This window comes from Polaromonas aquatica, from assembly GCF_042659145.1.
Taxonomy (GTDB): Bacteria; Pseudomonadota; Gammaproteobacteria; order Burkholderiales; family Burkholderiaceae_C; genus Polaromonas; species Polaromonas aquatica.
In genome coordinates this window covers 238,846-253,821 of sequence record NZ_JBHSRS010000005.1, presented here as the reverse complement: position 1 = coordinate 253,821, position 14,976 = coordinate 238,846, and the positions used below count along the sequence as shown (strand labels likewise).

Here is a 14,976-nt window from a genome sequence, read left to right as displayed (position 1 = left end):
AGCACCCAGGCAAAGATGATGCGGGCTAGTTCTGCTCCATTTTCAGATCCGGTAAAGCAGGCAGCTCCGCAGATGGGATCACGGCTTGCGCCGCCTGGGACGGCAGCATATTGCTGCGGCCCGAAGCACCGCCCATCATTTCCATGCGTACCCGGCTGGATGTTCGCACCCCGCCTGGCGGCTTGAGGTTGCTGTACAGCTGCATGACGGTTTTGACGTAATTCCTGGTCTCGGGATAGTTCGGAATCTTGTTGCCAGCGCGCTGCACAGCACCTTCGCCTGCGTTGTAGGCTGCGATGGCCAGCTCAAGCTGCCCTGGAAAAAGATTGATCAGGTCGCGCAGGTAACTGGTGCCTGCCCGGATATTGGTTTTCGGGTCGGTGAGTTTTTTGGCTATGGGCGAATTCTTGTCGGCCTTGACCCCGTAGCGTTCGGCGGTCGGTGGTATCAGCTGCATCAGGCCAACCGCGCCCTTGGGCGACACGGCATGGGTGTCAAAACCCGACTCAGTCGCAATCAGGGCCTGCAGCAACTCGTAGTCAATGCCGTGCAAAACTGCGGCATCCCGCAGCAGGTGCTTGACCGCCTTGTAGTTGGGTGACACGTCAAAGTAAGCCAACAGCCTGGGCGGCGCATACGCACCACCCACATATTTTTCCGTCAGCCCGGCCGGTGCTTTACCTCCTGCGCCAGCAGAAAAACTTTCGTTGCCCCGGAAAAAAAGCTCGTACCGTTCGTCGAGCCGCTCGGCTGAAAAGTGCGCCACCCCTCTGGCATCCACATAGCCCCACACATCCGCCCGGGCAGGAGCGGTATACAAACCCATCAACAATGCGGCCAACGCCAGCGAAAGCAGGGCGCGCCAGCGCACGCCAGCCCGCGCCAGCGATGCCGCAATGGCTGCCGGATGGCGAATTCGCAATGTATTCAGGGCAAGAATCATCAAATATCGATTTCCACGGCGTCCCCGTGCAACTCCATCAGCTCACGGCGAGCCGCGGCTTCACCCTTGCCCATCAACCTGGTGATCAGGTCTTCGGTTTGCAGGAAGCTCTGGTTGCCCAGTTGCACAGGCAACAGGCGGCGGGTGTCGGGGTTGAGTGTGGTTTCCCACAGTTGTTCCGCGCTCATCTCGCCCAAGCCCTTGAAACGGCTGATGCTCCAGGAGCCCTCCTTCACGCCTTCTTTGCGTAATTTATCAAGAATTGCCGTCAACTCACCCTCATCCAGCGCGTAAACCTTGGATGCCGGCTTTTTGCCACGCGCCGGCGCATCCACCCGGAACAGCGGCGGCCTGGCCACATAAACATTCCCGGCCTCAATCAGTTTGGGGAAATGGCGGAAAAAGAGCGTCAACAGCAGCACCTGGATGTGCGATCCGTCCACGTCTGCATCACTGAGGATGCAGACCTTGCCATAACGCAAGCCGCTCATGTCCGGCGTGTCGTCCGGCCCATGCGGGTCCACGCCGATTGCCACGGCGATGTCATGGATTTCAGTGTTTGCGAACAGCCGGTCGCGCTCGACCTCCCAGGTATTGAGCACCTTGCCGCGCAGCGGCAGGATGGCCTGGCTTTCCTTGTCGCGGCCCATCTTGGCGCTGCCGCCGGCGGAGTCGCCCTCGACCAGGAACACTTCGTTGTGCGCCAGATCCCGGCTTTCGCAGTCAGTAAGTTTGCCGGGCAGCACGGCAACGCCGGAGCCCTTGCGTTTTTCGACTTTCTGGCCGGCCTTCTGGCGCGTTTGCGCGGCCCGGATGGCCAGCTCGGCCAGCTTCTTGCCGTAATCCACATGCTGGTTCAGCCACAGCTCCAGCGCCGGGCGCACATAACTTGACACCAGCCGCACGGCGTCACGCGAGTTCAGCCGCTCCTTGATCTGGCCCTGGAACTGCGGGTCCAGCACCTTGGCGCTCAATACATAACTGGCGCGGGCAAACACGTCTTCGGGCAGCAGCTTGACGCCCTTGGGCAGCAGCGAATGCAGCTCGATAAAATTCTTGACCGCATTAAAAAGCCCGTCGCGCAGGCCGCTTTCATGCGTGCCGCCGGCACTGGTTGGAATCAGGTTGACGTAGCTTTCGCGCACCGGCTGGCCGTCTTCGGTAAAGGCCACGCACCAGCTGGCGCCCTCGCCCTCGGCAAAACTGTCGTGCGAGGCATCGGCAAAACCCTCGCCCTCGAACATGGGGATCACCGGGTCGGCTGTCAGCGTCTGCATCAGGTAGTCGCGCAGGCCGCCTTTGTATACCCAGGTTTGGGTTTCCTTTGTTTTTTCGCTCGTGAGCGTCACCGTCACGCCCGGCATCAGCACGGCCTTGCTGCGCAGCAGGTGCGTCAACTCGGCCATGGGCAGGACGGAAGACTCGAAATATTTGGCGTCCGGCCAGGCGCGCACCGTGGTGCCGCATTTGCGGTCGCCCTCACCCGCCTTGCGCAGGTCCAGCTTTTCGATGACATCACCGCCCGAAAACACCAGCCGGGCCACCATGCCCTCCCGATAGGAAGTGACTTCAAGACGCTTGGACAAGGCATTCGTCACGCTGACACCCACGCCGTGCAGGCCGCCTGAGAAGCTGTAGGCGCCGCCTTTGCCCTTGTCAAACTTGCCGCCGGCATGCAGGCGGGTAAAGACCAGCTCGACCACCGGCGCCTTTTCTTCAGGGTGCAAACCGAAGGGAATGCCCCGGCCATCGTCCTCGATGCTGACCGAGCCATCGGTGTGCAGCGTGACCTTGATCTTTTTGCCGTGCCCGGCCAACGCTTCGTCAGCCGAGTTGTCGAGCACCTCCTGGATGATGTGCAGGGGGTTATCGGTGCGGGTGTACATGCCCGGACGCTGCTTGACGGGCTCTAGGCCCTTGAGCACGCGTATCGAGCCTTCGGAGTATTCGGGGGATAGTTTGTCAGCCATGGAAGGATGGATTGTAGACCCGGATGATTTTAAAGCTGTACAAATATACAGCATCAATACATGAGGCCGACTATCCATGTGCTGCGCGCATCAAATGGCACAAAAACTTTCAGCAGCAGGAGCACGCCTGTTTGGGTACATTCACCGGATGCAACCCAAAAATCAAAAAAGAAATCTTTCCATGGCGCAGGTGCTCATCTGTGGCGCCGCCATCGTCACACTGTCCATGGGCATACGCCACGGCTTCGGCCTCTGGCTGCAGCCTATTACCCAGGCGCAGGGATGGACGCGCGAGACCTTTGCCTTTGCGATCGCCATCCAGAACCTGGCCTGGGGTGTTTTTGGCATCTTTGCGGGCATGGCGGCCGACCGCTTTGGCGCTTTTCGCGTCATCGTCGGTGGCACCCTGCTGTACGCGCTGGGCCTGGTGGGGATGGCGCTGTCGCCCACAGGGCTGCTATTTACCCTGACGGCCGGCGTGCTGATTGGCGCGGCGCAGGCCGGCACCACCTATGCGGTGATTTACGGTGTGATAGGGCGCAATATTTCAGCCGACAAACGTTCCTGGGCCATGGGCGTGGCAGCCGCAGCGGGTTCCTTCGGCCAGTTCTTGATGGTGCCGACCGAAGGCTTTCTGATCAGCAGCCTGGGCTGGAAAGAAGCCCTGCTGGTATTGAGCGGCGCCGTGCTGTTGATCGTGCCGTTGGCTTTGGGCTTGCGGGAAACCAGCCTTGCCGGCGGTGCATCGGCCAACCGTGAGCAGACCATTGGCCAGGCGCTGAAAGAAGCATTCAAATACCCGAGCTTCCAGTTGCTGCTTGCGGGTTATTTTGTCTGCGGCTTCCAGGTGGTGTTTATTGGCGTTCACATGCCCAGCTACCTGAAGGACAAGGGCCTGTCGCCGCAGGTCGCCAGTTACGCGCTGGCGCTGATCGGCCTGTTCAATGTGTTTGGCACCTATGCCGCAGGAGCCTTGGGCCAGAGGATTGCCAAAAAGAACATATTGGCATTTATTTATTTTGCCCGCTCGCTGGTGATCGCGGTTTTCCTTATAGCGCCGCTCAGCCCAACCAGCGTTTATATTTTTGCCAGCGTAATGGGCCTGCTGTGGCTGTCGACCATCCCCCCGACCAATGCGGTGGTGGCGCAGATCTTCGGCATCCAGCACCTCTCCATGCTCAGCGGCTTTATCTTCTTCAGCCACCAGATCGGCTCCTTCATGGGGGTCTGGCTGGGCGGCTACCTGTATGACCGCACCGGCAGTTATGACATCGTCTGGTACATCGCCATTGGCCTGGGCATTTTTGCCGGACTGGTCAATTTGCCGGTTCGGGAAGCGCCCATCAAACGCATGGCACCAGGCCAATTGCCATTGGGGGCCTGAGTTGATCCGTCCCCTTCTCCTGAAAACAGCCGGCTGCATAGCGGCGCTGGCAGCCCTGCTAGGCGTGTTTGCCCTGTACACACAGCCGGATTTTCTGGTCACACTTGCGAACCAGGTCTGGGCCTGTTTTTAGGCCCCAGCCCACGTTTTCAAGGCCATTTCGGCCTGCAAGTCAATAGGGACGGGCACAATAAGCTATGAAAATTATAGTAATCACCGGTGCTTCCGATGGCATAGGCGCTGAAATGGCGCGCCAGCTGGCCGCCCGCCATGGCGCGGAGCTTGGCCTCGTGCTGGCCGCAAGGGACGAAGCCCGACTCCATCAAGTGGCAAACCAGTGCACCGCACTGGGCGCCCAGGCGCTGGTCGTCAGGACCGACGTGTCACTGGAGCCCGCCTGCCGCGCGCTGATCGCCTCCGCCGCGCAACACTTTGGCCGCGTAGATGCACTCATCAACAACGCCGGCATGTCCGCCCAGGCCCTGTTTGAGGACGTCAAGGCCGATGACCTGGCCTGGTACGAGCAATTGATGCGCATCAACCTGTGGGGCAGCGTCTGGTGCACCCATGCCGCCCTGCCCTGGTTAAAACAAAGCCGCGGCAGCATCGTGGCAGTGTCCAGCCTGGCCGGGCTGATAGGTGTGCCAGGGCGCACAGCCTACAGCGCGACAAAATTTGCCATGACCGGTTTTTTTGAAGCATTGCGCGCGGAACTGAAAACCGCAGGAATCAGCGTGACAACGGCCTACCCCGGCGTTGTTTCCACCAATATCCGCCACCACGGCTTTAATGCTGCGGGTGTTGCCGCAGGCTCCAGCGGCCTGAAAGAAGACGACGCCATGAGCGTCGAGGAATGCGCCCGGCTGATCCTGCAAGGCATGGACCAGCGTGAACGAGAGGTCGTCATGACAGCCAAAGGCAGGCTGGGGCGCTGGCTCAAACTGATCGCGCCCGCCAAGGTTGAAGCCATGGCGCTGGCAGCCCTTAAAGACGAGGTCAAACCCCATTGAAAGATATTGATTTGCATGGACTGGAAGCCGCATCGATCTGGGTGCAACGCTGGTCGCACCTTGTCAAGCCTGGCGGGACAGTGCTGGACGTCGCCTGCGGCCATGGCCGCCATAGCCGGTGGTTTTATGAACAAAACCACCCCGTGGTCGCCGTAGATCGTGCGCAGGCAGCTATTGAATCAATAGCAAATACGATCCCTGCCGGCGCCTGTGAAACTGTTGTTGCCGACATTGAATCGGGACCCTGGCCCTTTACAGGCCGGCAGTTTGACGCGGTGGTGGCCACCAACTATCTCTGGCGCCCACTGATACCCACCCTCCTGGCCAGCCTGGCAGCCGGCGGCGTGCTGATTTACGAAACCTTTACGCAGGGCAATGAAACCGTGGGCAAGCCGTCCCGCCCGGATTTTTTGCTGCGCCCCGGCGAATTGCTCGATATCTGCAAGGATTTGCGAGTGGTTGCTTTTGAAGAAGGCTTCCAGGACGAATCCGCAACGCCGCTGGGACGGCCAGCGCGGTTTATCCAGCGCATTGCAGCGGTACGCCCTCCCGCAGAACGGGTTGCAGGCGCATCCCCACAGACACAACAAATCCCGCCGCGCTATCACTTGCCCTGAGAAACCACCCTGGGAACCCAAAAGCCCGGCCAGAGTCTGACCGGGCTCTGGGTAGAATGCTAGATTGGTTTTTGGACCGGTCTGTACAAATCCCGAGCCAGGCCACCGACCACCCCGACAAGTTACATCCAAGACATGAAAACCCTTACTGGCAGCATCGTTGCACTGGCGACACCCTTGCATGAAGACGGCAGAGTTGACTACCCCACCCTGCGCAAGCTGGTGGACTGGCATGTCACCGAGGGCACCGACTGCATAGGTGTGGTCGGCACCACCGGCGAATCGCCTACCGTCAATGTTGAAGAACACTGCGAGATCATTCGCGTGTCTGTCGAACAGGCTGCCGGGCGCGTGCCCATCATGGCCGGCTGTGGCGCCAACTCGACGGCCGAAGCCATCGAGCTGGCCAAATTCGCAAAACAGGTAGGCGCCGACAGCCAGTTGCAGGTCGTGCCCTACTACAACAAACCGACGCAGCAAGGCCAGTACCTGCACTTCAAGGCAATTGCCGAAGCCGTGGGCGACCTGCCCACCGTGCTTTACAACGTGCCCGGCCGCACCGTGGCCGATATGGCGCACGCCACCGTCCTTCGCCTGGCGCAAATACCGGGCATCGTCGGCATCAAGGAAGCCACCGGCAATATCGAACGTGCACAATGGCTCATCAAGGAAGTGCCCAAGGGCTTTGCGGTGTATTCCGGCGACGATCCGACGGCAGTGGCCCTGATGCTGTGCGGCGGACAGGGCAACATCAGCGTGACCGCCAACATTGCCCCGAAATTGATGCACGAGTTGTGCGTGGCGGCAATCGCAGGTGATGCGAAACGCGCCATGGAACTGCAACTGAAGTTGCTGCCCCTGCACAAAAACCTGTTTGTCGAAGCGAATCCGATTCCCGTCAAATGGGCCATGGCCCGCATGGGCCTTTGTGGCCCAACCCTGCGCCTGCCCATGACCCCGCTGGAAACGTCGAATGAAGCAACTGTCGAGGGCGCGTTGCGCCTTTGCGGTTTGATCTGATTTTTAAGGAACCCCAAGTGAAGACATTGCAACAACGCACTGGATTGTGGACGGCAAAAAACGCGGCAACCGCCTCGATACTGATGGTCACATTGCTGCTGGCAAGCTGCTCTACCGTCAGCGACCTGATGCAGGGTGACAAGATCGATTACAAATCGAACGGCAAGGCAGGCCCTTCGCTGGATGTTCCACCCGACCTGACACAGCTTTCCAGGGAAACGCGCTACGTGGTGCCGGGCACGGCCGTCAGCGCCAATGCCTTCCAGGTAGGCCAGGCATCCTCCCAGACCGTTCCGGTCGCAGCCACCTCTGTCGGAGATGTACGGATTGAGCGCGCCGGCAACCAGCGCTGGCTGGTCGTCAACCGCCCCGCCGACAAGCTCTGGAGCCCGGTGCGCGACTTCTGGCTGGAAAGCGGCTTCCTGCTGTCGCTGGACCAGGAAAACCTCGGCATCATGGAAACCGACTACGCTGAAAACCGCGCCAAGCTCCCGCAGGACTTCATCCGTTCAACCATAGGCAAGGTGTTTGACGGTTTGTACTCCACCGGCGAACGCGACAAGTTCCGCACGCGCCTGGAGCGCAATGCTGCCGGGGGAACCGAGATTTACATCAGCCACAGGGGCATGATAGAAACCCTCAACACCAACAATACCAATGCAGGCCAGGCAGGCGCCAACACAACATGGCAGGCCCGGCCATCCGACCCGGAACTTGAAGCCGAATTCTTGCGCCGCCTGATGGTCAAGCTCGGTGTGAACCAGGAGCAATCCAGGGCACTGATCGCTGCGGGCGCCTCGCAACCCACTTCACGTATCGCCAATGTCAATGGCACACCCGTCGTCCAGATGGATGAAGACTTTGACCGCGCTTGGCGCCGCGTTGGTCTGGCACTGGACCGCACGGGCTTCACTGTAGAAGACCGTGACCGGGCACAAGGCACTTATTTCGTACGTTATGTAGCCCCCGTTACCGATGCCAAGGAGCCCGGGTTCTTTGCAAAACTCTTCAGCGGTTCCGCCCCTTCCGTGCCACCGCTCAAGTACCGCATTACCGTGAAGAGCCAGGCCAATGCCACGACGGTGTCCGTGCTGAATGCCCAAGGTGCCCCTGAAGCCTCAGCCAATGCCCAACGCATTGTTCAGGTGATTGCCGACGACCTTAAATAACAAGACGGCGCGACGCGTGGCAACCCTGCGACCGCGGCCACGCCACGCACCGACGCTGGACCCGTGTTGAGATTCAAAAGCCTGGGCAGCGGCAGTTCAGGCAACGCCACGCTGGTCGAAGCAAGCGGGCTTGTGCCGTTCCGGCTTTTAATTGATTGTGGGCTGGGGCTCAAACACCTGTCGCATCGCCTCGGGCAAGCGGGGCTGCAGCCCCAGGATGTCCACGCAGTGTTCATCACCCATGAGCACGGAGACCACATAGGCTGCGCCCGGGCGCTGGCCCTGCGCTACAGGATTCCTGTATGGATGAGCCGCGGCACCCATGCGGCCATCGGGTCCCCTGATTTTGATGGCCTGCTGCACATCGCCCGTGATGGCGATGCCATAAACCTCGGCGGCCTTCAACTAATGCCCTTTACAGTGCCGCACGACGCCAGGGAGCCCCTGCAACTCAGTTGCACAGACGGCGCCTCAAAACTCGGCATCCTGACCGATCTGGGCCATGCCACGGCGCATGTCATGGCGCATCTGGAAGCCTGCAACGCGCTGCTGCTGGAGTGCAACCACGATGCGGAGATGCTGGCGCAGTCGACCTACCCTGCCTTCCTGAAAAAACGGGTCGCTGGCCCCTACGGCCACCTGTCAAACACGGCAGCAGCCGAGGTCGCACACACGGTAAAAAATCCAGGCCTCAGGCATGTCGTAGCTGCGCATCTAAGCGTGCAAAACAACCGCCCGGCACTGGCTCAAGCCATGCTTGCAGAAGCCCTGTCCTGCACGGAAGGCGACATTGTTGTGGCAGGCCCGGACAACGGGTGTGGCTGGCTGCAGGCCTGAGCACGGGACCAGGTGGTACAGAAACAAATGAGGTGAGCGCCTAAACATGGAGGTAGAAACCCGCGTAGCGCCGCAGGGTCGCCTCGCATCAGTTGCCTGGGTATTTGTATGGTTTGCTCGCCGTGACATTGAGGCAAACGTTACGGCAAACGTTACGAAAAGATAACCGCGCGTTACGAAACATACGCTTATTTTTGGCTGGAACCAATATTCGTCAGAATTCGAAGTTTATTTTTCCCCTTTTAAATCAATGACTTGCATGTTGACACAGAACAATTGACGCAGTAGTCACCCGTCGGCATGCATGTTGCCTTGTATTGATCTCACGTTTACTTCTGGAGGTCAATATGGTCAACGGTTACTTGAACGATTTGACGCTGCGACGCAGCCTGGTGGCGACGGGTGTCGCTATTCTTCTGGGGCTCACTGGCTGCGCCAGCAATGGTGCTCCCGGTGCTCCCGGTGCTGCTGGCGCTTCTGGTACGGCAAACCCAGGAGGAGGAGGAGGTGGTGGTGGTGGTGGCACCCCATTCGTCACGCCAAATGCCGAGGTACTCGGCCCCGTCAACGGCGTGATCCAGCAAACCGGCAACTCGACAAGCACGCTGGGCGGCGCTGTCGGCACCCTGGGTACGCAACTGGTCGCAGCCTTGCCGGGTGGGCTGAACAACCCCCTCACGCAAAGTGCCGGCGGCGCACTGGTAAAAGTTGGCGATGCGGTCGACTCTCTGGGCACAGGCCTGACCAAGGGCCTGGGCCAATTGGGCAAGGTAGAGAACCCCGTCGGCGTCACCGTGGGTTCTTTGGAAGGCGTGGTGGTCAACACCGGGCAGGCTGTCAGCGTGCTGGGAAAAGGCGTCTCGGCAGGTGTGCCACAACCCGGCATTGTGGGCAACCTGGTCGACAAAACCGGCGTGGGCGTCAGCAACCTCGGCGTCGGTCTTGGCAACACGCTGGACAGCGGCGTGGTTCAGCAGGTCACCCGCACAGCCAGCAATGTGGTCGTGCCCATCACCATCGGGCTGCTCCAGACAACAGAGCGGGTCGGTGAAACAAGCGGCCTAGGCCGGCCGGTTGCCAACCTGCTCACCACCGTCGGCGGCACGGTGAATCAGCTGGGTGTTCGGGTCACCGGCGATGGCAAGACGCCGGTGATAAGCCCCGTCGGCCAGGTCGTCGCCAACACCGGCGCAAGCGTAGCCATACTGGGTGGCGCCGTCGTGACACCGTCGGGAACGCCTGGCTATGGGTCGTCCGGACTGGGCCTGCTCACGCCGGTAACCGGATTGCTTGGTGGCCTGGGCAATGGTGGCTCGACAGGCAATCCGCTTGCGCCGGTAACAGGCCTGCTGGGCGGCCTGGGCGCAGGGAATGCGGGGTCGTCAGGACTGCTTTCACCGGTGACTGATCTTGTCGGTGGATTGACTGGGGGGCTGGGGAGCGGAACCAGTCCGGCCGGTGGCCTGCTCTCGCCAGTTACCGGACTGCTTGGCGGCTTGGGCAGCACTGGCGGCGGCTCGCCAAACAATCTGTTGGCTCCCGTTACGGGCTTGCTGGGTGGCCTGGACTCTGGCGGTGCCGGCGCAGGCCTGCTCGCGCCGGTGACAGGTCTTGCCGGTAGCCTGACCGGCGGCGCTTCATCTCCGGGCGGTGCGTTGGCGCCTGTGACCGGGCTTGTGGCCGGTGTCACGGGTGGGTTGACGGGAGGCAACGCCACAACTAACAATGTGCTGACGCCTGTACTCAACCTGCTCGGAGGCCTGACCGGCGGACTCAAAAAATAAGGAGGAGCCGGTTTGAAGCATCACTGCGCCATGATTCTCGCGGGAGCGGCCATTCTGGGCGCGGGGGCGCCGCGAGGCGCCCTGGCCCAGGCCGGTGGAGGCAATCCTCTTGACACCCTGCCGGTCGCGCCACGGATCGAAATCCGGCCCGGCGGCGTGGTCAGTCCACCAGTGGCCGCGCCCACGACGGCGCAACAGGTGATGGCAGTCCGGCTGACACCCGCACGTTTCGACATCGAAGGCGTGCAGTCCATTCCGTTTGCAGAAGTGTCATCGCGGTTTGCCCCACTGGCACACCGCGAAATCACGGTCGGCCAGTTGGTGGAGGTGGCGCGCGAAATCACACAGCTGTACCAGGACCGCGGTTACGCGCTGTCGTTTTGCTACGTGCCCACGCAGGACTTCAAGGACGGCATCGTGCGCATTGTGGCCGTGGAAGGGCATGTCAGCGAGGTGCGCATTGAAGGCGACGCCGGCAATGCAGAACCGAAGATTCGTGAGATGGCCGCCCGCATCCAGGCAGACAAGCCGCTGCGCCGCGCAACCTTCGAGCGTTACGTCGGCCTGCTGGGCCAGTTGCCAGGCCTGCGTGTCCAGGCCAACGCCCTGCCCCCCAGCAATACCGACGGTGCCACCGTCATGACGCTCAAGGTGACGCGACGTCCCGTCACTGCTTCGGCCAGCGTGGATGCACGGCAATCCAGACCACGCCTGTTGTTGACGGGGTCGCTGAACGACGCCATCTTTTCCGGCAGCCAGTTAAGCGCATCGGTTATTGCATCGCCCTTGCCGGGCGAAACCTTCCAGTCAGCCCAGTTCACACAGTTCATCGGCAGCAACGGACTGAGCGCCAGGATAGACGCATCGCATTACCGTGGCGACCCCGATGCACAGTTTGACGCAAACCGCAGTACGCAACGCAGCGTGATCAACGACCGGCTGGAGCTTTCGGCAAGTTATCCGCTGGTCCTGAGCAACACCATGAGCTTCGTGGTGAGCGGCGGCACCTACGCGGTGAACTACAGCGATGGCTACAGCAACCCGTCCAATGGCGCGGTACTGGCCTACGACACGCGTGTGCGCGCGGTTTTCGGCCAGCTCAGCTATACCTTGAGCCTGCCCGACACGGTACGCCGGCTCAGCATCCTGCTGGCGCATGGTATCAACGGCCTGGGAGCCCAGGCCACGGCACGAACCAATGTGGCCGGCCTGGCAGCGGTCAACCTGGCAAACACGGGCTTCAGCAAGGTCTTGCTGCAAGCGAGCCAGGCCAACCAATGGTCCGGCGGCTTTGGCAGCGTCATTTCACTGATGGGGCAATACAGCCCGCACATCTTGCCCACCACCGAGCGCATTTCGTTTGGGGGCTTGCGCATGGCCCGGGGTTACGCCCCTGGAGAAGCTTCGGGAGATTCAGGCTGGGGCCTGGGTGCGGAGCTCAACCGCAGCTTCGCAGTGGATGCAGCCTACCTGAAGCAGATACAGCCTTATCTGCTACTTGAGATAGCACGTGTCTACAACCAAAGCGGCACATTCACGCCATCCCAACTCAAATCCATTGCCATGGGAGCCCGGCTGTCTGATCAGAAATTTTTTACTGTTGATGTATCGGTAGCCAAACCCGTGGGAGACCAGCCCATTGAGAACGTAGAGCGCCGCCCGCGTTTCCAGGCCTTTTTGAACTACAGGCTGGCACCGTGATCAGCGCTCATTTTGTGTTGCACACGTCGAGGGTCTTCCCGGTGAGGCAACACGCCATCAGCAGTTGCAGGCACGCCTGATATTTGTCGCAAACCTACCGTACTTGTACGTATTTGACTTCGAAAAATACTGCTAGCATGAATTCGTTGGGGGCGAGTTTGAATGAAAAATTATGAAATCTGAGTTGAATTTGAACTGCAAGTTTGTCTTTAAATCAGGAGCTCATTATGGGAAATTCTGTCATTCGCTTTTTGAAAGATGAAGAAGGTGCGAGCGCCATCGAATACGGCCTGATCGCAGGCTTGATTGCAGTCGGGATTCTTCTTCCCGTAGGGGATATTGGCAAATACCTGACTGTCATCTTCACAAAAATTGCAACGGCCATCACAACGGCAGGCACACCCTAAAAACACTAATTCGACCACTTGTGCAATCAGCAGGGATGTACATCTTTTTGCTGTATCTGCTTTTTGCTGCGGCATTCGATTTACGCGAGCGCCGTGTCCCCAACTGGTTGGTCATCGCAGGATGCCTTTCAGCCGCACTCACTTTGCTGCTGGATATCCAACCTCTGAGCCTGACAGGAACGCAGGCGGTGACTGGTGCCTTTGCCGGATTTTTTGGCCTGCTTATTTTCTATGTACTGGGGTTAATGGGTGCGGGCGACGTCAAGTTCGCCGGGACTCTCGGGTTGTGGATCGGGTGGCAAATGATCATTCCAGTCTGGGCAGTCGGCACCATGATCGCTGGAATGCACGGTGTTTTTACCCTGATTACCCGTTGGCTTGCGCGAGGAGCAGGCGTGCAAGTCACTGAGACCAAAACGAATTTGACGCAGCCAGCACGCTTTCACAGGGACAGATGGAAACGGCAAACACCTTATGCCGCCTGCCTCGCCGCAGGTACGGTGATTGTCATGTTCTGGAATTCGGCAACCTAGCGGAGATGCAGCGAACGACAGGATTCAAATCTCGGCTAAGGGTGACATAGGGAGACTTTCATGACTCGAAAAAAGAAGGCTGAGGAGGGTGCCAGGCATCACGGCTCTCAAAGCCGCTCCGTAAAAAAAACGCGTGGCGTTGTGGCCATTGAATTCGCTTTTATATTTCCTGCGTTTTTCATACTGTTCTACGCCATCATCACTTACGGCCTCATCTTTGCAGCACAACATACATTGGCGCTTGCAGCAGCAGAAGGTGGACGCGCGGCATTGCGCTATCCCGGAGGAGCGACGGACTCCTTGAGCATGCGGCAAAACAATGCCTGTGCCGCAGCGCTGTTGCCTCTGGGCTGGCTTCGGAACATGGGAGGCCTGGGTGCAGGATCGGGCTGCAGCGCCAGCGCGTCAGCTCCAGGCGTCTACGTCAAGGATGATGGCTGTCCCTACGCGCCTTTGCTGCGCTGCTTCACCGTGACAGTGCGCTATGCCTACCAGGACCACCCCATGGTGCCACAGTTGTTCGGGAATTTTCTTCGCCTGCCAACGCCGAACGCCCTGCAAGGGGCAGCCGTGGTTCAAGTAAGCGCACTGTGAATCATCCGGATCAAAAAAACAATGTGCCGCAGTCTCGCGGTAGAGAGGCATCATCGTGGTCAATCTCGGAAAAATCATCGCGGCTGTTCTGGTCCTCGCAGGACTTGCGCTTGGCATTTATGCCTGGACGCTAAGCCGTCAGCCCGTGCTGTCGGGCCCTCCCCCAGTCGCAGCCAAACCCAGCTATGCGGTGGTTGTGGCAAACAAGCCCCTGCCGGCAGGGCAGGCCATCAAGGCAGAAGACCTGCGCATCGAACAGTTGCCGATGCAGCCGACGGACGCCTTTCATGACCCGCAACTGGTGGCGGGACGCGTTCCCATCATGGACATGGGTGCCGGCTCGCCCATCGTAGACCAGCAGCTGGCCTCCGGCCTGTCCATCAAGATTGCCGAAGGAGAGCGAGCCGTGGCCGTCAAGGTGGACGAATCCGTCGGCGTAGGCCACAAGGTACGCCCTGGTGATTTCGTTGATGTGTTTTTCGTGCTCAAGCGCGATGGCAACGAGATCGACAGCAGCCAGGCGCGATTGCTGTTGTCGCGCAAGCGCGTTCTGGCTTATGGTGCAAGTTCGGTGGACGGTGTGCAGAAAGACCCTGGCCAGGCATCCGGCGGCGGTGCGCGAACGGCCATCCTGGCGGTGCCTGTAGAGGAGGTCAACCCGCTCGTTCTTGGCGAAGCCAATGGGCGCCTGCTGCTGGCCTTGCGCAACCCCAAAGACACCGCCGAACCCGATCCAAAGACGATGGCGTCCTGGATGCAGACAGCGTCTCCCGCCTCGCGCAAGCCATCGGCAACTGAGCCTCTGGCCGCATCCGATCGTGCTGCAACCGGAACCGCCCTGGCCACCCTCGCCGGCCGCACGCAAGCCGTCTCCCCGACGGTCCGCGCCGTGGTGGCCCAGCGTGTCAACGCCCGCTCCGGCAGCACGCTTGCGGCAACGTCCGGTGCAGCGAGCGTGGAAGTCATTCGCGGCGGCAAGCAGGAAATCGTGACTTACTAAAACATCA

General features: G+C 60.1%; 14 protein-coding genes. 12 read left to right on the top strand and 2 right to left on the bottom strand.

The window, feature by feature from the left end:
* Positions 1-25 precede the first annotated feature (25 nt).
* Complete coding sequence (locus ACFQND_RS03520; protein ID WP_371438913.1) at positions 26-826, bottom strand: lytic transglycosylase domain-containing protein; 801 nt, start codon at positions 824-826, stop codon at positions 26-28.
* 116 nt (positions 827-942) lie between these two features.
* Entirely contained in the window at positions 943-2,913 is a 1,971-nt protein-coding gene (locus ACFQND_RS03515; RefSeq protein WP_371438908.1) for a DNA topoisomerase IV subunit B, read from the bottom strand.
* A 181-nt stretch (positions 2,914-3,094) separates the two neighbouring features.
* Between ACFQND_RS03515 and ACFQND_RS03510 the strand changes: the two genes are divergently transcribed.
* The 12 genes from ACFQND_RS03510 to cpaB all read left to right on the top strand — a co-directional run bounded on the left by ACFQND_RS03510 (position 3,095) and on the right by cpaB (position 14,969).
* Positions 3,095-4,297, top strand: a complete 1,203-nt coding sequence (locus ACFQND_RS03510) for an MFS transporter (RefSeq protein WP_371438909.1) — start codon at positions 3,095-3,097, stop codon at positions 4,295-4,297.
* A 197-nt stretch (positions 4,298-4,494) separates the two neighbouring features.
* Positions 4,495-5,307 carry an SDR family oxidoreductase gene (locus ACFQND_RS03505; protein ID WP_371438910.1) on the top strand — a complete coding sequence of 271 codons (813 nt, stop codon included), beginning with the start codon at positions 4,495-4,497 and terminating at the stop codon, positions 5,305-5,307.
* Complete coding sequence (locus ACFQND_RS03500; RefSeq protein WP_377412317.1) at positions 5,304-5,924, top strand: class I SAM-dependent methyltransferase; 621 nt, start codon at positions 5,304-5,306, stop codon at positions 5,922-5,924. Before ACFQND_RS03505 ends, ACFQND_RS03500 begins: the two co-directional genes overlap by 4 nt.
* 135 nt (positions 5,925-6,059) lie before the next feature.
* Complete coding sequence (gene dapA, locus ACFQND_RS03495) at positions 6,060-6,944, top strand: 4-hydroxy-tetrahydrodipicolinate synthase (protein WP_371434630.1); 885 nt, start codon at positions 6,060-6,062, stop codon at positions 6,942-6,944.
* Positions 6,945-6,961: 17 nt separating this feature from the next.
* Positions 6,962-8,113, top strand: coding sequence for an outer membrane protein assembly factor BamC (gene bamC / locus ACFQND_RS03490; protein WP_371434629.1), 1,152 nt, complete (start codon positions 6,962-6,964; stop codon positions 8,111-8,113).
* A 63-nt stretch (positions 8,114-8,176) separates the two neighbouring features.
* Positions 8,177-8,950: an MBL fold metallo-hydrolase gene (locus ACFQND_RS03485; protein WP_371434628.1), complete on the top strand. Its 774-nt coding sequence runs from the start codon at positions 8,177-8,179 to the stop codon at positions 8,948-8,950.
* A 347-nt stretch (positions 8,951-9,297) separates the two neighbouring features.
* Complete coding sequence (locus ACFQND_RS03480; RefSeq protein WP_371434627.1) at positions 9,298-10,734, top strand: collagen-like triple helix repeat-containing protein; 1,437 nt, start codon at positions 9,298-9,300, stop codon at positions 10,732-10,734.
* A gap of 12 nt (positions 10,735-10,746) precedes the next feature.
* A complete protein-coding gene (locus ACFQND_RS03475) occupies positions 10,747-12,435 on the top strand; it encodes a ShlB/FhaC/HecB family hemolysin secretion/activation protein (protein ID WP_371434626.1) in 1,689 nt (562 codons plus the stop codon).
* 227 nt (positions 12,436-12,662) lie between these two features.
* Positions 12,663-12,842, top strand: a complete 180-nt coding sequence (locus ACFQND_RS03470) for a Flp family type IVb pilin (RefSeq protein WP_371434625.1) — start codon at positions 12,663-12,665, stop codon at positions 12,840-12,842.
* Between the two features lie 35 nt (positions 12,843-12,877).
* A complete protein-coding gene (locus tag ACFQND_RS03465; RefSeq protein WP_371434624.1) occupies positions 12,878-13,375 on the top strand; it encodes an A24 family peptidase in 498 nt (165 codons plus the stop codon).
* 60 nt (positions 13,376-13,435) lie between these two features.
* Positions 13,436-13,969 (top strand): TadE/TadG family type IV pilus assembly protein, encoded by a 534-nt coding sequence (locus tag ACFQND_RS03460; protein ID WP_371434623.1) that lies wholly within the window; start codon positions 13,436-13,438, stop codon positions 13,967-13,969.
* Between the two features lie 55 nt (positions 13,970-14,024).
* Positions 14,025-14,969, top strand: a complete 945-nt coding sequence (gene cpaB, locus ACFQND_RS03455) for a Flp pilus assembly protein CpaB (RefSeq protein WP_371434622.1) — start codon at positions 14,025-14,027, stop codon at positions 14,967-14,969.
* Positions 14,970-14,976 lie beyond the last annotated feature (7 nt).